Origin of the sequence: Citromicrobium bathyomarinum (assembly GCF_038594605.1) — a bacterium.
Classification (GTDB): Bacteria; Pseudomonadota; Alphaproteobacteria; order Sphingomonadales; family Sphingomonadaceae; genus Alteriqipengyuania; species Alteriqipengyuania bathyomarina_B.
Map to the genome: position 1 here is coordinate 595478 of NZ_JBCFZM010000001.1, position 26985 is coordinate 622462.

The window sequence follows — 26985 nt, forward strand, 5'->3', positions numbered from 1 at the left end:
ACACCTGACACAGTGTTCAGGCGCTAAAAACTATCCCTCGATTTTCCCGAAATCCGCCACCTGGTGGACCGCATCGCGGAACCGCGCGAGCAGGCCGAGCCGTGCGCTGCGCTTGGCTTCGTCGGGGTCGTTGACGGTGACGGTCTCGAAGAAATCATCGATCGGCTTCCTCAGGCTGGCAAGTGCGGACATGGCATCGGCGAAACGCTCTTCCTGTACCGCCGTTTCGGCCTGCGGCCCTGCGGTATCGAGCGCATCGATCAGCGCCTTCTCGGCCGGTTCGGGCGTGTAGGACAGGGCTTTACCAGCCAGGTGCTTTTTGCGCTCTTCCATCTGCGCGGCGACGATGTCCCTCATGTCGGGATCGTCGACCAGCACCAGCGGGTCTTCCTCGCCATTCTGCGGCACGTCGTCGTCGGCGCCCTGCCAGTCTTCCTTCTTGAGGATATTCGCCGCGCGCTTGTACCCGGCGAGCAGGTTCTGGCCGTCCTCGGTCTCCATGAAGCTCTGGAGCGCGTGGACGCGGGCGAGCAGGCGAACGAGATCGTCCTCCCCGCCAAGCGCGAACACCGCGTCGATCAGGTCGTGACGGACGCCCGCTTCGCGCTGCTGCACCTTGAGGCGGTCGGTGAGAAAACTCAGTAATTGCGCTTGAACCGCAACCAAGCGGTCCATGTAAGCTTTGAAGCCCTCTAATTCGCCGATAACTTCGTCAGCCATCAACTGACTTATCTTTTTCCCGTACGCACCTTCGCTTTGCGCGTCGAAAATAGCGGGAATGTGAGCCTTCATCTTTTTTAGACGCTGCTCAAATTCTGCGCTTCCGCCGACCAGATTGGTTGTTTTTACGATAGCTCGATTAAGCGGCATGCGAAGCTCAGCGTGTTGGCACAGAGCAAGAAACGACAACGCTGACCGTCGGAGAGCAAACGGATCTTTGGACCCGGTAGGCTGCTGATCGATCCAAAAAAAACTGACCAACGTATCCAGCTTGTCCGCCAGACTCACCGCCACCGTCACCGGAGCCGTCGGCACATCGTCGCCCTGCCCGACCGGCTTGTAGTGATCGCGGATCGCGTCAGCCACTGCATCGGGCAGGCCCTCGGCGCGGGCGTAGTAGCCGCCCATAAGACCTTGCAATTCCGGAAATTCGCCGACCATCTCGGTGACGAGGTCGGCCTTGCACAGCCGCGCGGCCTGTTCGGCCCAATCCGCAAGTCGAGAATTGTCGGCCAGTTCTTCCCGATCCTCCCCCGCTGGGGGAGGGGGACCATCCGCAGGATGGTGGAGGGGCACGTTCCCCGCACGCACGCCGTGGTCGGTCGGAGCGGCTGAGGGTGCCCCTCCACCACCCCGGATCGGGTCCGGGGTGGTCCCCCTCCCCGTTTCGGGGAGGATTATCCCCTCTTCGACCAGCCAGCGGGCCAGCTTGGCGACGCGCTCGACCTTGTCGGCGACGGTGCCCAGCTTCTCGTGGAAGGTGATCCGCGCCAATCCCTCGGCGTGCTGCGCGAGGGTTTTCTTCTGGTCGACCTCCCAGAAGAAGCGCGCGTCGGAGAGTCGCGCGGCGAGGACCTTGCGGTTGCCGTCGACGATGGCCGCCCCGCCGTCCGCCGCCTCGATATTGGCGGTGCAGATGAAGGCGTTGGCGAGCGTGCCTTGCGCGTCCTCGCACACGAAATACTTCTGGTTGACCCGCGCGGTGAGCTGGATCGTCTCGGGCGGGACGGTGAGGAAATCCTCCTCGAACCGGCCGAGCAGCGGGATCGGCCATTCGGTCAGGCCCGCATTCTCGACCACCAGCCCCTCGTCCTCGACCAGGCTCAGCCCCGCCTCCGACGCGACCTGCGCCGCGCCCTTGCGGATCAGTGCGGCGCGTTCCTCGTGGTCGACGATGACATGTGCGGCGCGCAGCTTCACCGCGTAGTCGTCCGCATCGCCGATGGTGATGTCGCCCGAGTGGTGAAAGCGGTGGCCCAGCGTGACCGCCCCGCTCGTGACCCCATGCACCTCGCATTCGACGACCTCGTCGCCCAGCAGCGCGACGATGCCGGACAGAGGCCGCACCCAGCGCATGCTTTCGGTCGAGATCGACGCCGCGCCCCAGCGCATCGACTTTGGCCAGGCGAAGTCGCGGATGATGGCCGGGATCGCCTCGGCCAGCACGTCGCGCACCGCCCTGCCCGGCGTGTCGATAACCGCGAAGTACGTCTCGCGGCCCTTCACTTCGCGCACTTCGAGCTGGTCGCGCGTAACGCCGTTCTTGCGGCAGAAGCCATCGACCGCCTGATCGGGCGCGCCCACCGGCGGGCCCTTGGCTTCCTCGCTGACGGCCTGCGTCTCGGTCGGCAGCCCCCGCGCAATCAGCGCGAGGCGGCGCGGGGTCGACCAGACGGTGATCTCGCCCATGGAAACGCCGGCGGCGTCCATTTCGCGCCGGAACAGCTTTTCCAGTTCCTTGCGCGCACCCGCCTGCATCCGTGCGGGGATTTCTTCGGAGCGCAGTTCGAGGAGGAAATCGGTCATAGTTCCTCCCCCCACCGGGGGAGGGGGACCAGCCGCGGGCTGGTGGAGGGGCGCCTTCCCCGTTTCAGGGAAGCGGTCGTTCGTTTCGAGGCACGTTGCCCCTCCACCATGCTGCGCATGGTCCCCCTCCCCGTTTCGGGGAGGATTTGCGCGATCCCAATCACAGCGACCACTCCGGATATTTCTCGGCCCATTCGGGCGCTTTCAGCTCGGCGTATTTCTCGCAGGAACCGCGCGCGAGGTCGCGGACGCGGCCCATGTAGCTCGCGCGTTCCTGCACCGAAATCACGCCGCGCGCCTGCAACAGGTTGAAAATGTGGCTCGCTTCCACCGCCTGTTCGTAGGCGGCGATGGGGACATTGTTGGCGAGCGCGTTCTCGCACTCCTTCTCCGCCTTGGCGAAGAGATCGAACAGCGCATCGGTCTCCGCGACCTCGAAGTTCCACTTCGACATCTGCTTCTCGTTTTCGAGAAACACGTCTCCATAGGTTGTGCCACGGCCGTTGAAGTTCAGGTCGTACACATTGTCGACGCCCTGGATGTACATCGCGAGGCGCTCCAGCCCGTAGGTCAACTCGCCCGCGACCGGCTTGCAGTCGAACCCGCCCATCTGCTGAAAATAGGTGAACTGGGTCACCTCCATCCCGTCGCACCAGACTTCCCAGCCCAGCCCCCATGCGCCGAGCGTGGGCGATTCCCAGTCATCCTCGACGAAGCGGATATCATGCTTGAGCGGATCGATCCCGATCACCCGCAGCGATTCCAGATAGAGGTTCTGGATGTCCGGCGGGCTCGGCTTCAGGATCACCTGATACTGGTAGTAGTGCTGCAGCCGGTTCGGGTTCTCGCCATAGCGACCGTCGGTGGGCCGGCGGCACGGTTGCACGAAGGCGGCATTCCACGGCTCCGGGCCCAGCGCGCGAAGCGTGGTCGCGGTGTGGAACGTGCCCGCACCCATCCGCATGTCGTAGGGTTGCAGGATGACACATCCCTGCGCCGCCCAGAAATCGTGCAGCGTGAGGATCATGTCCTGAAAACTGTTTGTCGGATCGCGGGTCGTCATCGTGCCTGCGGCCATGGCGAACCCGCGCGAAAGCGTCAACGGCGGCGCGCACGGCTACACACGTTGACGCATCGCCGGGATCGGGCGATGACCGGGATGTGCGAGGGGGGACGAATGCGGATACACAATATTGGTGCGGCGCTCGCCGCGGTGGCGCTCCTCGCCCTGCCCCTCGCTGCTTGGGCGGCGGACGAGCCAAAAAGCGCGGGGATCGCGCAACAGGCGAAGGGCAGCGACCCTGCGCCGGGCCCTGCACCGACCCCCGTTATCGTCCAGGATTACGAGCCCAATCCGGCGATCTGGCGGCTCGCGGACGAAGACACGACGATCTACCTCTTCGGGACGATCCATATTCTGCCCGAAGGGTTTGCCTGGCGCACCGCGCAATTCGATGCAATCGCGGCGGGGGCAGACGAGCTTGTCGTCGAATCGTCGGACGCGGACCTCGAGGGAGAGGAATTCCAGGCCGCGATCTACGACCTGCTCTTCCCCTCCGATAACCGCATGCCGACCTCACAGGCACTCTCGCCCGAAGCGGCGGACAAATGGCGCAAGCTTGCCGAAATTTCCGAGCTGCCGTTTGAGTTCATCGACTCGATCCCGCCCATGCTCGTGATGCTCATGGTGGGCGTGGACTTCTCCTACGATACCGGTTCGATGTCGGAAGCAGGAGTGGAGACCGTCCTCGAGGCGGAATTCGCGCAAGCGGGAAAGCCGATCATCTCGATCGAGGATCCGGTGCCCGTACTGCGCGATCTGCTGGGTATCGACGAGCAGCTGATGATTGCGCAGCTTGAAACGGACCTCGCGGAGTGGGACGGGCAGAGCATCGACAGCCTGCTGTTCGAGGAAGATTTCGCTTCAGCACCCGACGGTGACCTGTTCGCGCTGGAGCATTCGTGGGCTCGCGGCGAGGTCGGCGCGGAGAATCTGTTCAGCGATACTCCGTTCGAGATGGCCATGCAGGATGCCCTGATCACCAAGCGTAACCGGGCGTGGGCCGAATGGCTCGACACGCGGCTCGATCAGCCCGGAGTCGTGCTGGTCGCAGTGGGTGCGGGGCATTTCGAAGGCTCCGATTCGGTGCAGAACATGCTGGCCGAGCGCGGCCTGACCCCCACACGCATAAACTGAATGTCCAGCAATTTGAGCATCCTAGCCGCACTTTGCGGCTCGCCCTGTCATGCCTGCAGCACTTTTTGTCAGGTCATGTTGACATAGGCAGCGAATCGCGACATATAGTCAGCACAACCTGACACGACGGAAGGTTGGCATGACACCTTGGACCCAATATCCAACTGGAGTGAATGACATGAAGACCCGTATCCTGACGATCGCCGCCGCTCTCGCCGCCCTGAGCGCCCCTGTCCTGACCACCCCCGCCATCGCTTCCGAACGCTCGGTGACGGTTTCGGTCGAGGACCTCGACCTGACGGGCAGCGCAGATCGCGCCAAGCTCGAAAGCCGGATCGCAACCGCCGCCCGGATCGCCTGCGACAGCGGCGCCCGCGATGCCGCCTCGCTCAAGATGGAGCGCGAATGCCGCGCGGCCGCCATCGCAGATGCCACCGCCCGGGCGAAGGTGGCCATGGTCGGCGAACAGCCTCGGCTTGCCGCGATCGAGGTAAGCCCCGGCGCGTGAGGCTCAGGGTCGGGCGGTGACCACCAGTCTTGCGCCGCCGCCCGGCTCACCCAGCAATTTCGATGCTATCGGAGGCCCATACCAGGTGAGCAAAGTCAGCATATTCATGACCGCCGGATGGATCGGCCTCGCCGGTGTCGGCGTCGCGATTGCGGGGGCCGTCGCCCCAGATGGGGACGGTATTGTCGTGACCGGAGCGATCGTCGCGGTGCTGGGGTGCTGGGCCATGCTCTTCACCCGCAAGGCGGACGAGTACACCCAAGCGCTCTGGACCGCGGCGGCGAGCCTCGCATTCGCCACCCTGCTGATCCTGTTCGTTCTCCTGCCCTTCGCCGAGGGCGTCTACGAAGGCTTCACCATGGCGCATGAGGGGCGGGATCCCGACATGGATCCCGGCAAGGCGCAGCCAGAATCCTCCATGGGCCTGACCATCATGATCGCCATTTTCGCCTTTTACGTCGGGCTGTTCTGGAAACGCCTGCGCGGCACCTGACCCGCGCGTCCAAGCAAGAGGATCGAACCGATGAACCGCTTTCTATCCTGCAACACAAACCGTTTCGCCATCGGCCTGCTGGCGGGCGTGCTGCTCTATTGGGCGAGCACGATGGACCGAAACCCGCTGATCGATCTCGTTTTCGGGTTCGGCTCCCTGCCGGAGACGCCCGCACCTTCGAGCCCTTCAATCCTTTCTCCGGAACTCGCCTGAGGACAATTCGATGACCATCAAGATCAACCGCAAATCCATCAGCGCATCGATCCTCGCGATCGGTTTGGTGTTCTTCGCCGGATACGGCGTCGGCAACATCGTCGCGAAGATCGTTCTGGCTTTCGGGGCCTGAGATGCCATTCGATCCCACCGCCCCTACCGACGAGGAACGCTCCCGCATTTTCGCGGTCGTATGGTTCGGCCTCGGCGCCAATGCGGTCCTGCTCGCGTCCTATCTGTTCGAACTCGGCATCACGCCCCCGTTTCTCGGGCTGACCGGTGCGATGATCTTCATCTCGATGTTCAGCAATCGCTACGACGATTATTACGCGGCACTTCGCAATTCCGGAATGCGCTGGGGCATGGGGGTCATCGCGCTCTACCTTTTCGGGGGCGCCATGCTCTCCGTTTTCGCAGGCGGCAACATCGTCGGCTCGTGGGCTGCCTCGGGCGAGATGCCCGACCTGGCCCGCGGGAACCCCGGCCTCATGGCCGATGGCTTCCTCCTCGCGATCGTCGCGGGGCTTGCCTACCACCTCGGCTTTACGCTCGCCCGCCTGAGAGGGACCGGCAGCCGATGACGAATGTCGCCCAAGCCCCGCGCCCGCCCGCCGCTTCCGGAGAGCCTGACATGCCCTACGACCCCAACGCCCTGACGGTCGAAAGTCGCAACTTTCAGTTCAAGATCATGTGGCTGGGCCTTCTCACGACGGTCGGCTGCGTGGTCCAGTATTTCGTGGCCCACGATCTCCTGTGGCTGAATATCGGCTACGGGATCATGATCGGCGGCCTGACCAACGCCATGCTATCCTACAGGTCGGACGATTATTTTCGCGCCAAGTGCCATGTCGGCATGAGCTGGAGCCTCGGCCTCCTCGCGATCTATCTTTTCGTCCTCACCATATTGCGCGTTTCCGACATCGCGTTCGTGACCGGCTACCGCGCCGTTGCCGATGGCGAGGTGGAGCGCATCGCGATGAACCCCGCCGGTTACGCCAATGATGCCAGCCTGCTCGCCATGCTGCTCGCCCTCGCATTCTACTCGGGCTTCGCTTTCGCGATGCTGCGCGACAGATTCTTCGTGGGAGGTAAGTGATGAGCTATAGCGAAAATGGCGTCACCGAGAACGAGCGTGGGGCGCTGGGCACGCTTGCCGTCTGGGCGTCCACCGTCGGCATGCTGACCCTTTTCTTGCGCGATACCGGGCTGGAGCCCGCCGGCTTCATGCGCGACCAGATGTCGACGCTTTGCTCGGTAATGCTGGCGTTTTTCGTCGGCTTCAATCTCGCTGCGAGGCGCAATCCGTGAAAAACCGTCTCAAAGTCCTGCGCGCCGAACGCGACTGGAGCCAGGCGGAACTCGCCGGGCGGCTGGATGTGTCGCGCCAGGCAGTCAACGCGATCGAGACGGGCAAGCACGACCCCTCGCTGGGCCTCGCGTTCAAGATTTCGCGCCTGTTCGAAATGCCCGTCGAGAATATCTTTCTGGATGACGAGGATTGACCATGACCGACCAGACAGAACCCGGACCAGACCCCTTCCCTGAAGATACGACCGGTACGAACCGCGAGATTTCAGGCGAAGCCCGCCTCAGACGCCGCCGGCGTTCGTTCTGGCGTTATCTCGCCGTCGCCTTCGTCGCCAGCATCCTTGTTGGCGCATTCAGCGGTGCGCTCGTCGATGTCTATGAGAACGGCTCGATCCCGCTCTGGCTGCCGGTCGCGATCATGGTGTTGGCAGTCACCGTCTTCGCGTGGTTCACGCGGGACTATTTCAAACGCGTCGACGAACTCGATCTGATGGACAACCTGTGGGCTCACCTGACTGGCGTATACGGCGGGATGATCGTGTTTGCCGTCTGGTATTTTACCGCCGAGCTGGACCTCGTGGCATACCCCAACGCGCCCGCGATGATGGCCATCATCGTCCTGATCGTGTTCGCCGCCTATGGCCTGCGTAAACTGGGCTGGCGTTAAAAACCGCCCCTCAAGCCCCTCACCTCAAACCACTCTTCGAAGAAGGAACCGACATGAAAACGATGACCAAACGGATCGTAAGCAGCTTGACCGCAATTGGCCTCGCACTGGCCTCCACCGCCTGCGCGCCGACGCAGGACACGATGGAGCCGGGTGCATCCGCCGCTCAAGGCACGGGTCCCGCGCTGTGGCGCGTCGCCGATGAAGACACCACGATCTACATCCTTGGCACGGTCCACGCGCTGCCTCCCGAGATCGACTGGTATTCGGGACCGGTGAAGATGGCGCTCGATTCCAGCGAAGCGCTGGTGACCGAGATCGACATGTCGCCCGAGGCGCTGGCCCGGGTGCCCGCGATCCTGCAGGAGACGGCCATGCTGCCCGAAGGCACCACGGTGCGCAGCCTGATGGACGATCAGGAGCGTGCGACCTTCGAAGCGACGCTCACCGATCTGGGCATTCCGCTCAATGCGTTCGACCAGGTCGAGCCGTGGTTCGCGGCTATCCAGTTGGGCAACGCCGCCTTCGCCCGCGCCGGGTTCGACCCGAGCAACGGCACCGAAACCGTGCTCGAACGCACGGTGGGCGACACCAAGGGTCGCGACGCACTGGAAACGGTCGAAATGCAATTCGCGATCTTCGACGAACTGCCGGTCGATGCGCAGGTCGATTATCTGATCGAAACCGCCGAGCAGCTCGACGAGGTTGCGCCCTTTCTCGAAAGCCTTGTGGCCGAGTGGTCCGAAGGCGATGTAGAGGCGCTGGGCGACCTGATGAACGAAGCGCTTGAAGCGGACCCGGTGCTGGCCGATCGCCTGCTCTATGCGCGCAACGCCAACTGGGCGGTGTGGATCGACGATCGTCTCGATACGCCGGGCACGATCTTCATGGCGGTGGGCGCGGGCCACCTTGCGGGCAAGCAGAAATTGCAGGATAAGCTTGCCGAACGCGGCATCGATATCGAGCGAGTCCAGTAATACTGCCGCACCGCCGACCACGAGGACTATCGGATATGCTACGCACCGCCATCCTCGGCTTGCTCGCCTGCCTCGTGGCGGCGTGTGGACAGCCCGACGGGCCCGAGGACACATCTCGCGAGCAGGTCAATCCCCTGCTGTGGGAGATCGCCCGGGCCGACCAGCCAGAGACGAGCCCCGATGCAGGCGAGCCGAAAGGCTGGCTGCTCGGCACGATCCACGCCCTGCCCGACGATACCCAGTGGCGGGCGCCATCGACCGACCGCGCGATCGCCGAGGCGGACGTGCTGGCGGTCGAGATCGCGGACCTGAGCAATGGCGGAGGCATGTCGAGCGCGTTTCTCTCGCTCGCATACTCCGCCGGCCAGCCCCCGCTGACCGCGCGTGTGCCCGCCGATCAGCGCGAACGCCTTGCCGAACTGGTTGACGAGACCAGCTATCGGCTCGATGATTTCTCGCGGATCGAAAGCTGGGGCGCGGCGCTGATCCTCGCTCAGGCTGTCGGCAGGGACGCCAAGACCGTCAATGGCATCGACCGCGCGCTGCTGCGCGATTTCGCTTCGCGCCGGATCGTGGAGCTGGAAGGCGCGCGGGCCCAGTTCCAAGCCTTCGATAGCCTGTCCGAACGCGCGCAGCGTGCAATGCTGGCGGCCATCGTCGAGGAATCGCAGGCCGATCCCGAAACCCTCGAACGCCCCGTCCGCCTCTATCTTGCGGGCGACGATGCCGGGCTGGAAAAGCTTAGCCGCGAGGGCATGCTCGGCAATTCGGAAATCCGCGAGGCTCTGCTGGCGCGCCGCAATGCGAGCTGGATGCCGCAGATCGAACGGCTGCTCGCCGACGACGCGCGCCCGCTGATCGCGGTGGGCGCGGCGCATATGGTGGGCGAGGACGGGCTGGTCGCGCTGCTCGAAGCGAAGGGATACCGCGTCACCCGCCTGCGGTGAAACGGCTTGCTTTCCTGCGGCTTTGCCCGTAACAGCGCGCGCCTCGGCGCCATGTGCATCCCTGGAGGCGTGGCGGGACCGAGCATACATCAGCATTTCGAAAGGTAGTATACGATGAGCGACGCTCTGACCCTGCCGGCCGAGACGCGCGACCGGGCTGGCAAGGGAGCCTCCCGGGCACTGCGTCGCGAAGGCCGTGTCCCCGCCGTGATCTATGGCGGCAAGGAAGAACCCACCCCGATCCACGTCGAGGAGCGCGAACTGGTTCGCCAGCTCGACACCGGCCACTTCATGAACTCGATCATCGAGATCGAAATCGGCGGCAAGAAGGTGCGCACCCTGCCCAAGGACGTTGCGCTGCACCCCGTGACCGACCGGCCCGAGCATGTGGACTTCCTGCGCCTCGCCAAGGGTGCCAAGGTGGACGTGAACGTCCCCGTGGTGTTCGTGGACGAAGAGGAATCCCCCGGCCTCAAGAAGGGCGGCGTGCTCAACGTGGTCCGTCACGAGCTGGAACTGGTCTGCGAAGCGGACAAGATCCCCAACGAGATCACGATCAGCGTCAAGGGCAAGGAAGTCGGCGACTCGATCCACATCAGCGAAGTCGACCTGCCCGAAGGCAGCACTTCGGCGATTACCGATCGCGACTTCACCATCGCCACCCTGGTTGCTCCGTCGGCTCTGAAGAAGTCCGAAGGCGCCGAGGGTGAAGACGAAGTCACCGAAACCGAGGTCATCGAGCAGAACGCCGAGACCGTCATGGGCGAAGACGACCAGGTGGTCGACGGCGAATAAGCCGCCTCGCGCATTGCATTACGAACGCCGGGCCTCTTGCCAGAGGTCCGGCGTTTTTTATGGCCCTCCCCGAGCCGGGGAGGATTTGCTAACGGCGCTGCATGCAAATCTGGACTGGCCTCGGCAATCCCGGACCGCGCTATGCGCTCCACCGGCACAATATCGGCTTCATGGCGTGCGACGTGCTCGCCGAAGCGCACGATTTCGGCCCCGTGCAGAAGAAGTTTCAGGGGTGGGTCCAGGAAGGCCGGATCGGCCGCCAGAAAATCCTGCTGCTCAAGCCCGCGACCTTCATGAACGAAAGCGGGCGCTCGGTCGCAGAGGCGCTGCGTTTCTACAAGCTGGAGCCCGAGGCGCTGACCGTGTTCCACGACGAGCTCGACCTCGCGCCTTTCAAGGTGAAGGTGCGCATGGGCGGCGGGCTGGCCGGGCACAACGGCCTGCGCAGCATCAACCAGCATCTCGGCCCCGATTTCCGCCGCGTGCGGATCGGGATCGGCCATCCGGGCCACAAGGACCGCGTGACCGGCCATGTGCTGGGCAATTACGCGAAAGCGGAGATGGACGATCTCGCCACGATGCTCGGCGCGATGGCCAGCGAGGCGCAGTGGCTCGCCGATGGCGACGACGCGCGCTTCATGAACGATGTCGCGCTCAGGATGCAGGACTGACCGCGTATGGAAGACATGTCGGGGTTCGATTTCGTCACGCTGATCTTCGCCATCCCGATGGGTCTCGCCATCGTGGAAATCGCCCAGGGCCTCTCGCTGAGCCTGCGCCGACGCAAGGACGTGCGGCTCGGCTGGCTGACCCCGATGCTCGCGATCTTCCTGATCCTCAACACCGCTGCCCTGCTCGAAATCTATTGGGAGTGGCGCGGCGAGATCGCCGTGAGTTCGCCGATCCTGGTGAGCGTGCTGCTATTGTCGATCCTCTATTACGTGGCGGCGTCCTTCGTCTTTCCTCACCAGATCGAAGACGGCGGCGATCTCGACGACTGGTTCATGGAAAACCGCCGTTATTCGCTGGGCGGGACCTTCGTGATCTTCGCGGTTTTCGCTTTCGGTGAGCTGTTTCTGGAGATCGAGGCTACGCTGCTGCAGCAGGTCGTCCGCACCATCGTCACGCTTTTCGTCCTCTCCTTTTTCCTCGTCCCTATCCTGGTGGCGATCAGATCGCGTCGCCGGCGCACCGCGTTGATCGCGATCGGGGCGCTCAACCTCATCTGGATCGCGCTGCTCGTGTCCTACACGATCTTTGCGTGATGCGCCCGCACGCGATCCTCGCGCTGCTGACCGCCCAGACCGCGGTCTTCGTCGTGCTGGGCCTGGGGCTGTGGGTCTGGTCCGGGCGCAGCGCCGGTACCTTCGTTACCTTCGGAGGCGATGAATTCGCCATCGGTTTAGCGCTGGCGGGCGCGCTGATCCTGCTCGCCGCGCTCACCTTCTACGGCCTGCCGAAGCTGTCCGAATACCTTGTGCGGGCGCAGGCGGACAACTTCTCGTTCCTCGAAAAACCGCTGCCCTTCCCGGCGATCATCTGGGTCTCGCTGGGGGCGGGGATCGGTGAGGAGGCGCTGTTTCGTGGCGGTGTGCAGACGCTGGCCGGCGATTATATCGGCGCGCCACTGGCGATCGTCCTCGCCGCGGCGCTGTTCGCGGCGGTCCACTTCGCCAAGCCGTTAGTGGCGGCGATCATCTTCGTGATCGGGGTGCTGTTCGGCGTGGTCTATTGGCAGACCGGCAGCCTGCTGGCGGTGATGATCGGCCACGCGCTCTACGATGTGTTCGCCTTGTGGTATGTGCAGAAGGAGATGCACCGTCTGGGCGTGTTCGCGCCTCAAGCAAAGGAGTGATGACCATGCCCCACCTTTCTCGCCGAAGCCTGATGGCCGGTGCCGCCGCGACCAGCGTGCTGGCCGCCACCGCGGGCCGCGCGCAGTACGATGCGATGTCCACCACACCCAACCTGTTCGGCAAGAGCGTGCTTATCACGGGCTGCTCGTCGGGCTTCGGGCGGCTTGGTGCCGAACATTATGCGCGTCTGGGGGCCAAGGTGTTCGCGACGATGCGCGGCCTTCCCCGCCCCGAAGCGGGAGAGCTGCGCGCGCTGGCCGCCGAGAAGAACCTCGACATCACCGTGCTCGAGATCGACGTTCTGTCCGACGAGCAGGTTGCCGCGGGCGTCGCGGAGGCCGAGCGGATCAATGGCGGACCGATCGATGTGCTGGTGAACAACGCCGGCATCGGCATTTCCGGGCCAATCGAGGTGCAGGACATGCAGGCGACCGAGCTGATCTTCGGCACCAACGTGCTGGGTGCGCACCGCATGGCACGCGCCGTCCTGCCCGGCATGCGCGCGAAGGGCGGCGGGTTGATCGTGCCGATGTCGAGCCAGCTGGGCCGCGTAATCGTTCCCTACTCCGGCCATTACTCGCCGACCAAGTTCGCGCTCGAGGCGATGAGCGAAGCGATGGCGTATGAGCTGGTGCCGCACAATATCGAGGTTTCGATCATCGAGCCCGGCGGATATCCGACGCAGGTTTGGGTCAACCGCAACATCTATACCTCGGCGCTGAAAGAGCGGGCCGAAGAAATTCACACCAGCGGCTACCCCCGCGTGGTCGCTTCGATGGGCGAGGAAGACGGCTCCGGCCGCAGCGCGGACCCGATGGATGTGCCCCGCGCGATCGCGCAGATCATCGCCATGCCCGCCGGCACCCGCCCCTTACGCACCGAAGTCCACCCCGGCTCCAAACCGCAGATGAAGATCAACGAGGTGACCGCCGCGACGCAGGTCGGCTGGCTCGGAGAATCGGGCTATGGCCCGCTGATCAAGGCGGTGCACAATGTCGACAGTTGACATCTTGCGCCGCGCTGCGCTGGCGTTTGGGGCCCTTGCGCTCCTCGCCGGCTCCCCCGCCCCGCACCTCGGCAAATCGGAAACGCGGTGCGGGTGGCTCATCAATCCCACGCCCGCCAACTGGTGGCTGATCGACGCGGAGGGTGAATGGACCATCGGCGAACAGGGCGGCTACCAGGCGCCCGGCTTCGACGAAGCTCCATGGGAGGGTCTGCGTGAACAGGTGTCGGTTAACGGCAATTACGGCTATGAATGCGTGTGCATGGCGGTTACGAGCGATCCCGACACGATGACCATCGCGCGCGTCATCTCGGTTCGGTCCAAGCCGCTCAAAGCTTGCAAGGACGATCCGAAGCTTCCCTCGATGGACAGCTGACGCGCCCTACCCGACCAGAGGATTCCCATGGGTTTCAAATGCGGTATCGTCGGCCTGCCCAATGTCGGCAAGTCGACGCTTTTCAATGCTCTCACGCAGACGCAGGCCGCGCAGGCCGCGAATTATCCCTTCTGCACGATCGAGCCCAATGTGGGCCAGGTCGCGGTGCCGGACGACCGGCTCGATACGATCGCGGCCATCGGGAAGAGCGCCAAGATCATCCCCACCCAGCTCGCTTTCGTCGATATTGCGGGCCTCGTGAAAGGCGCGAGCAAGGGCGAAGGCCTCGGCAACCAGTTCCTTGCCAATATCCGCGAGGTCGATGCCATCGTCCACGTCCTGCGCTGTTTCGAGGATGACGACATCCAGCACGTGAACAACAAGGTCGATCCCATCGCCGATGCCGAAGTGGTCGAGACCGAGTTGATGCTCGCCGACCTCGAAAGCGTCGAGAAGCGCGTCGAGAATGCGAAGCGCCGCGCGACGAGCGGCGACAAGGAAGCCAAGGCGCTGGCCTCCATCCTCGGGCAGGCGCTCGACTTCCTCAAGGACGGCAAGCCCGCGCGCCTGGTCGAGCCGGGCGACGACGAGGAAGCGCGGCTGTTCGAACAGGCGCAGCTGCTCACCGCCAAGCCGGTGCTCTACGTGTGCAACGTGGCCGAGGCAGACGCGGCACAAGGCAACGCGCTGTCCGCTCTCGTGGCGCAGAAGGCTGAGGCCGAAGGCGCACAGTCGGTAGTCGTCTCCGCCGCGATCGAATCCGAACTTGTCGAGATGGAAGAGGCGGATCGCAGCGAATATCTCAGCGAACTCGGCCTCACCGAAAGCGGCCTCGCAAAGATCATCCGCGCCGGATACGAGCTGCTGGGCCTGCAGACCTTCTTCACCGTCGGCCCGAAGGAAGCGCGCGCGTGGACCTTCCCCAAAGGTGCCAAGGCTCCTCAGGCGGCCGGCGAAATCCACACCGATTTCGAACGCGGCTTCATCCGCGCCGAAACCATCGCCTATCACGATTACGTCGAGCTGGGCGGCGAAGCCGGGGCGAAGGAAGCGGGCAAGCTGCGTCAGGAAGGCAAGGAATACCTTGTGCAGGACGGCGACATTCTGATGTTCAAATTTAACGTCTGAGACTTTTCGGCACCATACGCGGCCTGCCCCGTTGGGTGTGAAACACACATCGCAACAGGGGCTCACGCGTAATGGTCGACAAATCCGAAAAGTTTAACTGGCTGGTCCGCGTGGGCTATTTCAGCCGCGCCATTCTTTATACGGTCGTCGGCCTGATCGCGCTGACCAGCGCCGGACGCATCGCGGAAGGCACGGCGGGCATCTTCAAGGCGATCGAGGATTTCCCCGCTGGCACCGCGATTCTGTGGATCATGGTCGTCGGCCTGTTCGGCTATGCGCTGTTCCGCTTCTGCTCGCCGCTGTTCGATATCGAGAACGAGGGCTCCGACGCGAAGGGCTGGGGCAAACGGATCGGCCACGCGGGCAGCGCCATCGGCCACCTTGCGCTGGCCTGGTCGGCGTTCAAGTTTGCGACCGATAGCGGCGGCGGGTCCGGCGGCGGTGCGCAGGAAGCGGCATCGGGTGTGCTCGGCGTCGAATTCGGCGGCATCCTGCTCGGTATTCTGGGCCTCACCTTCTTCATCGCCGCATTTAACCAGGGCAAGAAGGGCGTGACCGGCAGCTTCATGAACCGCGTCAGCCCGCAGGCACCCGACTTCACCCGCATGATCGGCGGCGCAGGCTACGTCGCGCGCGCGGTCGTCTTCGTCATCATCGGCTGGTCGCTGGTGAGCGCAGGCTTCATGTCGGGCGGCAGCGATCAGGTGAAGACGATCGGCGATGCGGTCGCCAGCCTTGCCGATGACGGCATCTGGTTCACGCTGGTCGCGATCGGACTGCTGCTGTTCGGTCTCTTCAGCTTCATCCTCGCCCGTTATCGGATCATCCCGGAGCTGAGTTCGGGTGGCAAGGTGCCGAAATTCCGCGCGAGCTAGCGCACGACGTAATCTTGTCATCAAGCGCGCCTAACGGCACCGGCATGCGGTTCATTCTCACCCTTGTCGCTGCGCTGTTGGGCGCGCTTCCGCTCCACGCTCAGGCTCAGGCTCAGGCTCCGGCAACCCCACCCGAGACGCTCGGGGCGGCAGAGCCTGCCGCCACCATCCTGATCTCCATCGACGGGTTTGCGCCGAGATATCTCGACCGGGGCATCACCCCCAACCTCTCCGCGCTGGCCGAGCGTGGCGCCACCGCGCCGATGACGCCATCCTTCCCCACCAAGACGTTCCCCAACCACTATACGCTGGTCACGGGGCTGCGGCCCGACCACCATGGCATCGTGTCGAACAACATGCTCGACCCGCGTCGCCCCGAGGTGACCTTCAGCCTCGGCAACGCGGCGCAAGCGCTCGACCCGTTCTGGTGGGACGAAGCCGAACCCCTGTGGGTCACCGCAGAGCGCGCAGGCATTCGCACCGCGACGATGTTCTGGCCGGGCAGCGAGGTTGCCATTCACGGCCAGCGCCCGTCGGACTGGCAGCGCTTCGACCAGAACGTCTCCAATCGGCAGCGGGTCGAGACGGTGCTCGACTGGATGCGCCGCCCCCGGGGCGTGCGCCCGTCCTTTGTCTCGCTCTATTTCGACACGGTCGATACCGCAGGCCACCGCTTCGGTCCGAACAGTGCAGAGATGAATGCCGTGATCGCCGAAGTGGATGAGCGGATCGGCTATCTGGTCGATGGCCTCGCGCAGATGGACCGCCAGGCCAATATTGTGATCGTGTCGGACCATGGAATGCGCGAGATCGACGAGGCGCGCGTGATCCAGCTCGACGAGATGGTCGACCCGGGCCTCTACCGCCTGATCGACGCCGGGCCGTTCGCGTCCATCGAACCGGCGGCCGGCACGGACCGGATCGTACACGAGGCGCTGCTGGGCTCGCACGAGCGGATGGAATGCTGGCAGCGCGAGGATATTCCTGCCCGCTTCGTCTATGGCAGCAATCCGCGGGTCGGAGAGATTTTCTGCCTCGCCGAGCCGGGCTGGAGCATCATCAGCGGGCTCCCGCGCTATCCCATCGCAGGCGGTACGCATGGGTGGGACAATATGGACCCGCAGATGCAGGCGCTCTTCATCGCTGCAGGCCCGGATATCGCACCGCACGAAGCGTTCGACCGGCTCGACAACGTAGACGTCTATGCGCTGCTCGCAGCGCTGGTGGGAATTGACCCGCGCCCCAATGATGGCGACGACGATGCGATGATGCTGCTTGCAGGCGAATAGCCCGGCCTGGCCTCGCTGACCGGGAACCCTGGCGATGATTGCCATGGGAATCCGGATGCTGCTACGCCACGCGCTCTGACCACCTGAGGGCATTATCCATGCAGTATTTCGAGGATCTGGAAGTCGGCACAAAGGCGTCTTTCGGCCAGTACGAGGTCACCCGCGAAGAGGTGATGGAGTTTGCGGGCAAGTACGATCCCCAGCCCTTCCATCTCGATGACGATGTCGCCGCGAAAACCCATTTCGGGCGGCTATCGGCCAGCGGATGGCACACCTGCGCGATGACCATGCGGATGATGGTCGACCAGTTCTCGAAAGAGAAAGCCGCCTCGCTCGGCTCGCCCGGGATCGACGAGTTGCGCTGGCTCAAGCCCGTCTATCCCGGCGACACGCTGCGGGTCGAAGCGGAGTTGATCGAGAAGCGGCAGAGCAAGTCCAAGCCCTCGATGGGCCTGACCAAGAACCGCCAGACCGTGTTCAACCAGCACGACGAGCCGGTCATGACGATGGTTTCCAACGGCATGATCCAGGTGCGCGATCCGGAAAAGACCCAGGGGTAAATCCGATGAACCCGTTCGCCCGAAAACTGAGCTTCGGTGCCGCGCTGCTCGTCGCGGCAGCTTCGGTTTCGGCGATCGCTCATGCTTCGGACGGCGGACAAGCGGGATCGCGCTTCGCTTTCCTGCCCGACTTCTTCTTCGACCTCGATAGCAACCTCGAAGTGAACGATCGGGCCATCAGGCCCAACCCCTCCATGCGCGTTTGCGACACAGCGGAAACGAACTGCCTCTACGGGCGCTGGTTTCGCGTCGCTTGGCCGATGGATTGCATCATTCCGGTCGAAGGCCAGAAATTTCACGGTAGAGGCGTGACCACGCAGGTGGTCGGATCGTACCATGCGCCGCAGCGGCATGGGCGAAAATGGTTCTATCTCGCGGCGACGCAGGATCATCCCGATGCGCTTTTCATACTCGACAGCAAGGCGCGCCTGGTGGGTATCGTGCAGGACCCGCGGATGCGCGGCATTCTCGAAACCGAAAACGGGCAAGCCGAAGTGGCCGACGCCCTAAACCAAGGAAATCGGATCACACCGAGCGGCTTTCGCACTTCCTATCTGGTCGGCGGGCACCTTCGGCCCTGTCAGTACGCGAGCGATCGGGAAGCGGACGGATGATCCGCATGTCCTGAACCGGGTCGACGATTTCGTTCTCGACCGGTCATGCCCCGCACTCGGCGGAGCCCGCCGCTTCGTAGACGATGCGGTCGTACCCGTCGTGCACGCTCAGCTGCGCGGGCTGGCTCCATAGCTCGTCCCCGGTCCGCTCCTGCGTACCCGAGACGGCGAGCCGGAATGAGAGTTCGCGCCCGTCATACTTGGCGCGCGTATCGAAGGGTCCTTCGGCGCTGCCCGCATCGGGCGCGAAGCGTTCGACATTGCCGTTATACTTGAGCGCGCCGATGTCCGGCATGGCCAGCGCAAACACTTCGTCGTCGATCACAAAGGCGCAGCTTGCGCCGAGCAGGCCTTCCCGCTCGAAATCGGCGTAGTCCATCGGCATCAACGCGACCTTCATCGGCGGGGGCGTGTTGGCAGCGAGGACATCCTGCACCGCCTGCGCGTCCGCTTCTTCCTGCGCGGCAATGTCCTCCGGAGACTGCGCCCCGCAGCCCGCCAGCATCAAGCCAGCGGCCAGCCCCATCCCCCAAGTCGATCGCATCACTATCTCCCGAAGAGCTTTTTCTGCTTTTTGCAGGCTCATCCCGGCCTATCGTAAGGCCATAAGTCGACGGCAGAAACCCTAGTCTTACAAAAGGTTTTCCACGACAGAAAAGACAGCTTTGCCGCCGAAGACCGCTTTCTGCCACATGACAATGATAAACGAATATCCGCAATGGCGTCGCTAATCGACTGTCCGCTTTCAGCGAGATAGCTTCGAAAGCCGACGCTCGACCTATCGTGCCAGCGTCTCTAGTGTCGCCCGAACAGCTTCTCGACCTCTTCCATGCTCAGCTTCACCCATGTCGGGCGGCCGTGGTTGCATTGGCCCGACCGCGGGGTGCGTTCCATTTCGCGAAGCAGGGCGTTCATCTCTTCTACCCGCAGCGTGCGCCCGGCTCTGACCGATCCGTGGCACGCCATGGTCGCCAGCACATATTCGATCTTCTCGGTCAGGAGCAGGGAGCCACCCTCCCCATCGACGCCATTGGTGGCGAGATCGTCCGCAATGTCGCGCAGCAGCGCGTGCGGGTCCGCCTTGGGCAGGGAATGCGGCAGGCTGCGCACGAGCATTGCGGCGGGGCCGAAGCGTTCGATGGCGAGGCCCAGCGTGTCCAGATCGGGCGCGATCGCTTCGAGCCGGTCGCACTCGGCCTCGGACAGCTCGACCACCTCAGGCATCAGCAACGCCTGGCTGCGCGCGGCGGCCTCGCTCGCCCCTGCGGTGCGCAGGCGTTCGAGCGTGAGCCGCTCGTGCGCGGCGTGCTGGTCGACCAGCACCAGCCCGTCCGCCGCCTCGGCAACGATATAGGTGTTGGCGACCTGCCCGCGTGCGATGCCGAGCGGATATTCGCGCGCCTCCTCGGCAACCGGTTCGGCTTCGGCGGCACGGCCCGAGGGCAGCGTGTCGGATGGCTTCGCGCCCCAGTCCATACGCGGCTCGTGGAGCGCGGCGGGCGCTCTCTGATCCGCCCCCTGCCCCGTAAACGGGTCGAAGATCGAACCCACCGCAGGCACAGGCTCGGCCACCGGCTCCGCCTGCCACTTGGCCATCGCGCTTGCATCGGGCGCCTGCGCGCTGCGCTTGTCCCCGGTCGCCAGCGCGGCGCGCAGGCCGCCCACGATCATTCCGCGAACCCCCTGTGGATCGCGGAAGCGGACCTCGCTCTTCGCCGGATGGACGTTCACATCGACATCCTCGGGCGGCAGGTCGAGGAAGAGCGCGAGCACGGCGTGGCGATCGCGCGCGAGCATTTCGGCATAGGCCCCGCGCACCGCGCCCACCAGCAGGCGGTCTTTCACCGGGCGCCCGTTGACGAAGAGGTACTGGTGGTCGGCGACGCCCCGGTTGTAGGTCGGCAGGCCCGCGATCCCGGTGAGCGTCATCTCGCCCCCGCCATCGATCTGGCGGGCGAGTTCGATGGGGACCGAATTGTCCTTCAACTCGCGCGCGACGAGCCGCACGACTCGCTCGGGCAGGGCCTCGCCGCGCTGCAGCTGGAAGATGCGGCGGCCATTGTTCGAGAAGGTAAAGCCGATCTCGGGCCGCGCCATCGCGAGGCGGCGGACGATATCCTGACACGCGGCATGTTCGCTGCGCGGGGTGCGCAGGAACTTGCGCCGCGCGGGCACCTCGCGGAAGAAATCCTCGATCCTGGCGCGCGTGCCCGGCGGGACGGCAGCGGGCTTGTCTTCCACCACCCGCCCGTGGTCGACCACGCGCCGCCATCCGGTATCGGCATCGCGCGGGCGGCTTTCGAGTGTGAAACGCGCCACGCTGGCAATGCTGGGCAGCGCCTCGCCCCGGAAGCCGAGCGTCGCGACATGTTCGAGCGCGTGCCCTTCTCCCACCAAGTCCTCTGGCAGCTTGGAGGTCGCGTGGCGTTCCAGCGCGAGCGACAGAGCGGCTTCGTCCATCCCGCAGCCATCGTCGACCACCTCGATCGCGCCGATACCGCCGTCTTCCAGCATCACTTCGATCCGCGTGGCGCCCGCGTCGATTGCGTTTTCCAGCAATTCCTTGAGCGCGGCGGCCGGGCGTTCGATCACTTCACCCGCAGCAATGCGGTTGATAAGCGCTTCCGGGAGGCGTCTGATGGTGGGCATTTCACCGGCTGTAGCCAAGGCGGTGGAAAAATTCGACGGGGCACGCGAACTTACGCCCGTTTTTTGCTTAAAGGCGTCGCGTTTTTCGTTAGGGGACGCTAGGGGCCGTGTTCTGGTGGACTCGCACCAACGGCCCGTCCCTTCAACCACTGAAAAGGCCGACCGCAAGATCGGCACGGAAGCATACTACCTATGGGTTTCTTCTCGAATCTTCTGAAGTTCGGCACTCAGAACATGGCGATCGACCTCGGCACCGCGAACACGCTGGTCTACGTGCCCGATCAGGGAATCATCCTGAACGAACCCTCGGTGGTTGCCATTGAGACGCTCAACGGGATCAAGCGCGTCAAGGCCGTGGGCGACGACGCGAAGATGATGATGGGCAAGACGCCCGACTCGATCGAAGCGATCCGCCCGCTGCGTGATGGCGTCATCGCCGACATCGAAATCGCGGAAGAGATGATCAAGCACTTCATCCGCAAGGTGCATGGCAAGCGGAGCCTGTTCCGCTATCCCGAAATCACGATCTGCGTCCCCTCGGGCTCGACCTCGGTCGAACGCCGCGCGATCCGCGATGCCGCCAGCAATGCCGGTGCGAGCGCGGTGTACCTGATCCTTGAGCCGATGGCCGCCGCAATCGGCGCGGACATGCCGGTGACCGAGCCCGTGGGTTCGATGGTGGTCGATATCGGCGGCGGCACGACCGAAGTCGCGGTGCTTTCGCTGCGCGGCCTTGCCTACACCACTTCGGTCCGCACCGGCGGCGACAAGATGGACGAAGCGATCGTTTCCTACGTGCGCCGACACCACAACCTGCTGATCGGCGAATCCACCGCCGAACGGATCAAGAAGGACTTCGGCGTCGCCGTTGCCCCGGCAGACGGTGTGGGTGAAACCATCACGCTCAAAGGTAGGGATCTCGTAAATGGTGTTCCGAAAGAGATCACCATCAACCAGTCCCATATCGCCGAAGCCCTGAGCGAGCCTATCGGTGCAATCGTCGAAGGCGTCCGGATCGCGTTGGAAAACACCGCGCCCGAACTCGCTGCCGACATTGTCGACCAGGGGATCGTCCTCACCGGTGGCGGCGCGCTGATCACCGGGCTGGACGAGCATCTGCGCGAAGAGACGGGCCTGCCCGTCAGTATCGCGGAAGATCCGCTTTCCTGCGTTGCGATCGGCACCGGTCGGGCGATGGAAGACCCGGTGTTCCGCGGCGTGCTGATGACGGCTTAAACCAACCGGGCCAAGGTTTAGAAACTACCGGCCGGACGGAGGAATTATGGCCCTGGCTGGGTCTAAACAGCGATTGTCGGGGCACTCCAAGAAGGCCCAGTACGGGGCCTTCACCGGCTACGTGCTGGTCGTGCTTGCCATGTTGCTGGGCATCGTGCTGCTCGTCATTTCTCTCATCCAACCCGCCTCGTTCGACGGGCTGCGCGGTCTGTTCAGCGATGCGACGCGGCCCGCCGCCCAGGTTTCCGCCACCACGCGCACCGGCGGTCGCGGCTTCTTTGAATCGGTCCAGGGCTACCTCGAGGCGGGCCAGCAGAACGCCGACCTCAAGCGAGAGGTCGAGATCGCGCGGATCCGCCTGGCGGAGGCCCGCGCGACCGAAGAAGAAAACCGCCGCCTCAAGGGCCTGCTGGGCCTGCGCGAAACCGATGTCGAGCCGGTCGCGGCGGCCCGTCTCGTCGGTTCAAGCAGTTCGAGCACGCGACGCTTCGCCTATCTCGGCGCAGGACGCTCCGACGGGGTGCTCCCCGGCATGCCCGTTCGATCCGAACGCGGGATCGTGGGCCGGGTGCTCGAATCGGCGCGCCATTCCTCGCGCGTGCTGCTCATCACGGATAGCGAAAGCGTGCTGCCCGTGCGCCGGGCGGGCGACAATACGGTCGCCTTCGCCGAAGGGCGCGGCGATGGCCTGATCAACATCCGCCTCATCAATCTCGGCATCAATCCGCTCAAGCGGGGCGACGTGTTCGTGACCAGCGGCGCGGGCGGCCTCTATCGCCCCGGCATCGCGGTCGCCATCGTCACCCGTCTGACCGACGATGGCGCGGTGGCCCGGATCATCAGCAATCCCGCCGCAACCGACTTCGTGGCGGTCGAACCGGTCTGGCAGCCCGAGGCGCGGCGCGGAGCGAACACTCCCATCGAGGAAGCGATCGGCTCCAACGAGACGGTCGCCGGGGACGGCGAGGACGGCGCGGCGGAAGCCGTCGAACAGGGCGGCGTGGTGACCCCATGATCGAAGGGCGCGCCCACAACAACCGGCGCGGGCCGGCGAGCCGCCAGATCAACAAGGAACACTCCCCGTTTCTGATGGTCTTCATCCCGTGGGCGACGATCATGCTGGCCTCGTACTTCCAGAGCGTGCCGATCGCCACGGTCGGCCCGCTTTTGCCGCCCATCGGCTTCCTGTTCCTGCTCGCCTGGCGCTTGCTGCGCCCCGGCGTGCTGCCGATCTGGTCGGGCATCATCTTCGGCATGTGGGACGACCTGTTCAGTGGCCAGCCATTCGGCTCCGCTATACTGCTGTTCTCCGCAGCGATGCTCGCGATCGAACTGATCGAGATGCGCTTTCCCTGGCGCGGCTTCGCTCAGGACTGGTTGATCGCTGCGACCATCGCGGTGATCTACATCCTGGTGGCGACGCTGGTGTCGGGTAGCCGGCTCAGCCTGCCGCTCTTCGCCGCCATCGTGCCCCAGCTACTGCTTTCGATTATCGCCTACCCGTTCATCGCTTTCATCGTTTCCCGCCTCGACAAACTACGCCTCATGCGTTTCCGGACCGTCGCCTGATGCCTTTCGGCCTGACCAAGCAAGTGCTCAACGAAAGCACGCTGACCAACAGTTTCGATCGCCGCTGCTTCGTGCTCGGCGTGGGCGGCCTTTCCGTCGGCATGCTGCTGGCCGGGCGGATGGGATACCTCGCGATTGCCGAGAACGACAAATACGCGGTCGAGAGCGAGAGCAACCGCGTCAACCTGACGCTGATCCCTCCCCGGCGCGGCTGGATCCTCGATCGCAACGGCGCACCGCTTGCCTCCAACCAGGCGGACTTCCGCGTCGACGTCATTCCCGAGCGCCTGCAGGACGGCGATCGCGAGCTTGAGACGCTCGCCACGCTGCTCAAACTGGACGATGCGAAGATCCGCGACCTGCGCAAGAAAATCGCCGATTCGGCTGGCTATGCGCCGATCGAGGTGGCCAGCGGGCTCGATTACGACGCCTTCGCGGCGGTCAGCATCCGGCTGCCGGAGCTGCCCGGCGTGGTGCCGCAGCGCGGCTTTTCCCGCTACTATCCGACCGGAGCCTCGGTCGGCCACCTGCTCGGCTATGTCGGCGCTGCGAGCCGCGAGGAGTTCGAGGCCGACCGCAATCCGCTGCTGATCACGCCGGGCTACAAGATCGGCAAGGACGGGCTCGAGAAGCAGTTCGAGCAGACCTTGCGCGGCGAACCCGGCGCACGCCGGGTCGAGGTGACCGCCTCGGGCCGGATCGTGCGTGATCTCAGCACCCGGCCCGATGTGCAGGGCGATCCCATCCAGCTGACCATCGATGGCCCGCTGCAGGATTATGCCGCGCGCCGCCTGGGCCTCGAAAGCGGCTCGGTCGTCGTGATGGACTGCCTGACCGGCGATCTGCTGTGCATGGCTTCGATGCCCAGCTTCGATCCCAACTCCTTCTCCGACGGGATCGGCAGCGTCGAATATGCGATGCTGAGCGAGAACGACCGGGTTCCGCTGCGCAACAAGGTGCTCAAGGGCCTCTATCCACCCGGCTCCACGGTCAAGCCGATGCATTCCATGGCTTTCATGCACGAAGGGATCGACCCGAACGAGTCGATCATCTGCGGAGGTGGGCGCCGCATCGGCAACCGCTTCTTCAACTGCTGGAGCAACCATGGCCGCGTGGACATGGCCAAGGGCATCTACCAGAGCTGCGACAGCTATTTCTATCACTTCGCCCAGAAGGTCGGGTTCGACAAGGTCGCCGCCTACGCCCGCCAGTTCGGCCTGGGGCAGGAATTCGACCTGCCGGTCGCGAGCCAGTTCTACGGCACCGTGCCCGATCCGGCGTGGAAGCTTAAGAAATACGAGCGCGAATGGCAGCCTTACGACACGGTCAATGCGTCGATCGGTCAGGGTTACTATCTCACCAGTCCGCTCCAGCTTGCCGTCATGGCGACGCGGATCGCCACGGGTCGTCATTTCGAGCCGGCGATGATCAAGACCGACAAGCGCAAGCCTGCGCCCTCGCTCGACTTCAAGGCGGATCAGATCGCCTATATCCGCCAGGCGATGAGCGACGTGGTCAATGGCCCCGGCACCGCCGGTCGCGCGCGCCTGCCGATCGACGACGTGCTGATGGCGGGCAAGACGGGGACGGCCCAGGTCGTCTCGCTCAGCAAGTCCGATGGCAAGAGCGGTCCGTGGAAATACCGCGATCACGGCCTGTTCGTATTTTTCGCTCCGTTCGACAATCCGCGCTACGCCGGAGCGGTCGTGATCGAGCATGGCGGCGGTTCGAGCGCGGCCTACCCCATCGCGCGCGATGTGATGACCTTCCTGTTCGATCCGCAAAAGGGCATGGACGCCCTGCGCGCGCTGGAAAAGGAATGGGGCGGGACCGCGCAAGAGCGCCTGCAGCGCCGCTACGCCGAATACGCCCGCGCAGCAGGCGAGACGATCCCGCCCAGCGCGCCGCAGGATCGCGAGATACAAGAGCGTGTCGACGCCGAAGCACGGATCGAGGCCCAGCGGATCGAGGCCTTTGCGCGCGACAATCCGCGCCGCGCCCGGCGGACCGATGCCGAAACGTCGGCCGCAGACGGTGGTAGTTCGCAAGGGGCCGCGCAATGAGCAGCATCATCCCGGCACCGATCGCGCGCCAGCCTTGGTCGATGCTGACCCCGCTGATCCTGCTCACCTGCTTTGGCTCGGCAGTGCTCTATTCGGCGGCCGGCGGCAGCTTTACGCCTTTCGCATCCTCACACCTCCTCCGCTTCGCCATCTTCATGGTGGTCGCGCTGGTGATCGCCCAGTTTCCGCGCGATTTCGTGAAGCTCGCCGCCTATCCCGGCTACGTTGTCATCCTCCTGCTGCTGGTCGCGGTGGAAGCCGCGGGCGCGATGGGTGGCGGCAGCCAGCGCTGGCTCGAGGTCGGCCCGATCCGCATCCAGCCATCGGAGCTGATGAAGCCCGCAGTCGCCCTCGCCCTCGCCCGTTTCTACGACACGCTGCCGACCGGCATGATCGGATCGTGGCGTGCGCTGGTGCCTGCAGGCGTCATCATCGCGATGCCGGTAGCGCTGGTGCTGATGCAGCCCGACCTCGGCACCGCGCTCGCTATCCTGTTTTCGGGCGCGGTGGTGATGTTCCTCGCCGGGCTGCCGATGAGCTGGTTCCTGACCGCCGGAGCCGCTGCGGCGGTCGCCGTACCGCTCGCCTACAACTTCGCGCTCAAACCCTACCAGCAGCGCCGTGTGACCACCTTCCTCGACCCGGAGAGCGATCCGCTCGGCAGTGGCTACCACATCACCCAATCCAAGATCGCGATCGGGTCCGGCGGCTTTTCGGGCAAGGGTTTCAACGAAGGGTCGCAAAGCCACCTACAATATCTGCCCGAACCGCACACCGACTTCGTCTTCGCCACCATGGCGGAGGAATGGGGCTTCCTCGGCGGGCTGTTCGTGATCGTGACCTTCGGACTGATCCTCAGCTGGGGTCTGTCGGTGGCGCGCAACGCGGAAGTCCGCTTCGATCGGTTGCTGGCGGCGGGCATGGTCGCGACGATGTTCTTCTACATCGCGATCAACCTGCTGATGGTCATGGGCCTCGCTCCGGTGGTCGGCATTCCCCTGCCTTTCATGAGCCACGGGGGATCTTCGATGATGACCAACATGCTGTGCATCGGCGCATTGATGATGGTCTATCGCTGGAACACGCAGCGGCGCGGCGGCGGACTTCTTTCCAGCTGATCGCCCCCGGCAACG

32 protein-coding genes are annotated in these 26985 nt (G+C 64.5%); 28 read left to right on the plus strand and 4 right to left on the minus strand.

The genetic code is table 11. The features are described 5' to 3' along the window. Window positions 1–30 precede the first annotated feature (30 nt). Together glyS and AAG612_RS02890 are read right to left on the minus strand one after the other, a co-directional pair. On the minus strand, window positions 31–2526 hold the full coding sequence (gene glyS, locus AAG612_RS02885; protein ID WP_342507074.1) for a glycine--tRNA ligase subunit beta: 2496 nt from the start codon (window positions 2524–2526) through the stop codon (window positions 31–33). 160 nt (window positions 2527–2686) lie between these two features. Then, complete coding sequence (locus AAG612_RS02890; RefSeq protein WP_342507076.1) at window positions 2687–3604, minus strand: glycine--tRNA ligase subunit alpha; 918 nt, start codon at window positions 3602–3604, stop codon at window positions 2687–2689. A gap of 99 nt (window positions 3605–3703) precedes the next feature. On the opposite strand from AAG612_RS02890, the gene AAG612_RS02895 reads away from it, so the two are divergent. The 23 genes from AAG612_RS02895 to AAG612_RS03005 all read left to right on the plus strand — a co-directional run bounded on the left by AAG612_RS02895 (window position 3704) and on the right by AAG612_RS03005 (window position 18335). Continuing rightward, on the plus strand, window positions 3704–4723 hold the full coding sequence (locus tag AAG612_RS02895) for a TraB/GumN family protein (protein ID WP_342507077.1): 1020 nt from the start codon (window positions 3704–3706) through the stop codon (window positions 4721–4723). Window positions 4724–4901: 178 nt separating this feature from the next. Beyond that, entirely contained in the window at window positions 4902–5231 is a 330-nt protein-coding gene (locus AAG612_RS02900) for a UrcA family protein (protein ID WP_342507078.1), read from the plus strand. An 85-nt stretch (window positions 5232–5316) separates the two neighbouring features. Next, entirely contained in the window at window positions 5317–5724 is a 408-nt protein-coding gene (locus AAG612_RS02905) for a hypothetical protein (RefSeq protein ID WP_342507079.1), read from the plus strand. 30 nt (window positions 5725–5754) lie between these two features. After that, entirely contained in the window at window positions 5755–5937 is a 183-nt protein-coding gene (locus AAG612_RS02910) for a hypothetical protein (protein WP_342507080.1), read from the plus strand. A gap of 10 nt (window positions 5938–5947) precedes the next feature. After that, a complete protein-coding gene (locus AAG612_RS02915) occupies window positions 5948–6070 on the plus strand; it encodes a hypothetical protein (protein WP_342507081.1) in 123 nt (40 codons plus the stop codon). Between the two features lies 1 nt (window position 6071). Beyond that, the gene (locus tag AAG612_RS02920) at window positions 6072–6518 is read left to right on the plus strand and encodes a hypothetical protein (protein WP_342507082.1); all 447 of its coding nucleotides are present in this window, start codon (window positions 6072–6074) and stop codon (window positions 6516–6518) included. After that, entirely contained in the window at window positions 6515–7033 is a 519-nt protein-coding gene (locus tag AAG612_RS02925; RefSeq protein WP_342507083.1) for a hypothetical protein, read from the plus strand. The genes AAG612_RS02920 and AAG612_RS02925 overlap by 4 nt, the downstream gene beginning before the upstream one ends. After that, a complete protein-coding gene (locus AAG612_RS02930; protein ID WP_342507084.1) occupies window positions 7033–7245 on the plus strand; it encodes a hypothetical protein in 213 nt (70 codons plus the stop codon). The genes AAG612_RS02925 and AAG612_RS02930 overlap by 1 nt, the downstream gene beginning before the upstream one ends. After that, a complete protein-coding gene (locus AAG612_RS02935; RefSeq protein ID WP_342507085.1) occupies window positions 7242–7439 on the plus strand; it encodes a helix-turn-helix transcriptional regulator in 198 nt (65 codons plus the stop codon). The genes AAG612_RS02930 and AAG612_RS02935 overlap by 4 nt, the downstream gene beginning before the upstream one ends. Window positions 7440–7441: 2 nt before the next feature. After that, on the plus strand, window positions 7442–7912 hold the full coding sequence (locus AAG612_RS02940) for a hypothetical protein (RefSeq protein WP_342507086.1): 471 nt from the start codon (window positions 7442–7444) through the stop codon (window positions 7910–7912). Window positions 7913–7965: 53 nt separating this feature from the next. Continuing rightward, window positions 7966–8889: a TraB/GumN family protein gene (locus tag AAG612_RS02945; RefSeq protein WP_342507087.1), complete on the plus strand. Its 924-nt coding sequence runs from the start codon at window positions 7966–7968 to the stop codon at window positions 8887–8889. 35 nt (window positions 8890–8924) lie between these two features. Next, the gene (locus tag AAG612_RS02950) at window positions 8925–9836 is read left to right on the plus strand and encodes a TraB/GumN family protein (protein WP_342507088.1); all 912 of its coding nucleotides are present in this window, start codon (window positions 8925–8927) and stop codon (window positions 9834–9836) included. Window positions 9837–9950: 114 nt separating this feature from the next. After that, window positions 9951–10631, plus strand: a complete 681-nt coding sequence (locus AAG612_RS02955; protein WP_342507089.1) for a 50S ribosomal protein L25/general stress protein Ctc — start codon at window positions 9951–9953, stop codon at window positions 10629–10631. Window positions 10632–10732: 101 nt separating this feature from the next. Further along, window positions 10733–11302 carry an aminoacyl-tRNA hydrolase gene (pth, locus tag AAG612_RS02960; protein ID WP_342507090.1) on the plus strand — a complete coding sequence of 190 codons (570 nt, stop codon included), beginning with the start codon at window positions 10733–10735 and terminating at the stop codon, window positions 11300–11302. Window positions 11303–11308: 6 nt separating this feature from the next. Continuing rightward, on the plus strand, window positions 11309–11896 hold the full coding sequence (locus AAG612_RS02965; RefSeq protein ID WP_342507091.1) for a hypothetical protein: 588 nt from the start codon (window positions 11309–11311) through the stop codon (window positions 11894–11896). Continuing rightward, window positions 11896–12486 carry a CPBP family intramembrane glutamic endopeptidase gene (locus tag AAG612_RS02970; RefSeq protein ID WP_342508587.1) on the plus strand — a complete coding sequence of 197 codons (591 nt, stop codon included), beginning with the start codon at window positions 11896–11898 and terminating at the stop codon, window positions 12484–12486. Before AAG612_RS02965 ends, AAG612_RS02970 begins: the two co-directional genes overlap by 1 nt. Window positions 12487–12491: 5 nt before the next feature. Beyond that, complete coding sequence (locus tag AAG612_RS02975) at window positions 12492–13493, plus strand: SDR family oxidoreductase (RefSeq protein WP_342507092.1); 1002 nt, start codon at window positions 12492–12494, stop codon at window positions 13491–13493. Next, the gene (locus tag AAG612_RS02980) at window positions 13480–13869 is read left to right on the plus strand and encodes a DUF4087 domain-containing protein (protein ID WP_342507093.1); all 390 of its coding nucleotides are present in this window, start codon (window positions 13480–13482) and stop codon (window positions 13867–13869) included. Before AAG612_RS02975 ends, AAG612_RS02980 begins: the two co-directional genes overlap by 14 nt. A gap of 27 nt (window positions 13870–13896) precedes the next feature. Further along, window positions 13897–14997 carry a redox-regulated ATPase YchF gene (gene ychF / locus AAG612_RS02985; protein WP_342507094.1) on the plus strand — a complete coding sequence of 367 codons (1101 nt, stop codon included), beginning with the start codon at window positions 13897–13899 and terminating at the stop codon, window positions 14995–14997. Between the two features lie 71 nt (window positions 14998–15068). After that, window positions 15069–15872 carry a DUF1206 domain-containing protein gene (locus tag AAG612_RS02990; protein WP_342507095.1) on the plus strand — a complete coding sequence of 268 codons (804 nt, stop codon included), beginning with the start codon at window positions 15069–15071 and terminating at the stop codon, window positions 15870–15872. Between the two features lie 44 nt (window positions 15873–15916). Next, entirely contained in the window at window positions 15917–17161 is a 1245-nt protein-coding gene (locus AAG612_RS02995; protein WP_342507096.1) for an alkaline phosphatase family protein, read from the plus strand. A 98-nt stretch (window positions 17162–17259) separates the two neighbouring features. Next, on the plus strand, window positions 17260–17721 hold the full coding sequence (locus AAG612_RS03000; RefSeq protein ID WP_342507097.1) for a MaoC family dehydratase: 462 nt from the start codon (window positions 17260–17262) through the stop codon (window positions 17719–17721). Window positions 17722–17726: 5 nt separating this feature from the next. Then, entirely contained in the window at window positions 17727–18335 is a 609-nt protein-coding gene (locus AAG612_RS03005; RefSeq protein ID WP_342507098.1) for a hypothetical protein, read from the plus strand. A 43-nt stretch (window positions 18336–18378) separates the two neighbouring features. Here the strand turns inward: AAG612_RS03005 and AAG612_RS03010 are convergent, their stop codons facing one another. Next, window positions 18379–18879 (minus strand): hypothetical protein, encoded by a 501-nt coding sequence (locus AAG612_RS03010; protein ID WP_342507099.1) that lies wholly within the window; start codon window positions 18877–18879, stop codon window positions 18379–18381. Window positions 18880–19130: 251 nt separating this feature from the next. Then, window positions 19131–20984, minus strand: a complete 1854-nt coding sequence (gene mutL / locus AAG612_RS03015; protein ID WP_342507100.1) for a DNA mismatch repair endonuclease MutL — start codon at window positions 20982–20984, stop codon at window positions 19131–19133. Between the two features lie 192 nt (window positions 20985–21176). On the opposite strand from mutL, the gene AAG612_RS03020 reads away from it, so the two are divergent. Genes AAG612_RS03020 through rodA form a run of 5 tightly spaced genes read left to right on the plus strand, consistent with a single transcriptional unit; the run spans window position 21177 to window position 26970 of the window. Continuing rightward, window positions 21177–22220, plus strand: a complete 1044-nt coding sequence (locus tag AAG612_RS03020) for a rod shape-determining protein (protein WP_342507101.1) — start codon at window positions 21177–21179, stop codon at window positions 22218–22220. Window positions 22221–22272: 52 nt separating this feature from the next. Next, window positions 22273–23235 (plus strand): rod shape-determining protein MreC, encoded by a 963-nt coding sequence (gene mreC, locus AAG612_RS03025; RefSeq protein ID WP_425341837.1) that lies wholly within the window; start codon window positions 22273–22275, stop codon window positions 23233–23235. After that, window positions 23232–23789: a rod shape-determining protein MreD gene (gene mreD, locus AAG612_RS03030; protein ID WP_342507103.1), complete on the plus strand. Its 558-nt coding sequence runs from the start codon at window positions 23232–23234 to the stop codon at window positions 23787–23789. Before mreC ends, mreD begins: the two co-directional genes overlap by 4 nt. Then, a complete protein-coding gene (gene mrdA / locus AAG612_RS03035; RefSeq protein ID WP_342507104.1) occupies window positions 23789–25852 on the plus strand; it encodes a penicillin-binding protein 2 in 2064 nt (687 codons plus the stop codon). The genes mreD and mrdA overlap by 1 nt, the downstream gene beginning before the upstream one ends. Further along, window positions 25849–26970 carry a rod shape-determining protein RodA gene (gene rodA, locus AAG612_RS03040; protein WP_342507105.1) on the plus strand — a complete coding sequence of 374 codons (1122 nt, stop codon included), beginning with the start codon at window positions 25849–25851 and terminating at the stop codon, window positions 26968–26970. The genes mrdA and rodA overlap by 4 nt, the downstream gene beginning before the upstream one ends. Window positions 26971–26985: the final 15 nt, after the last annotated feature.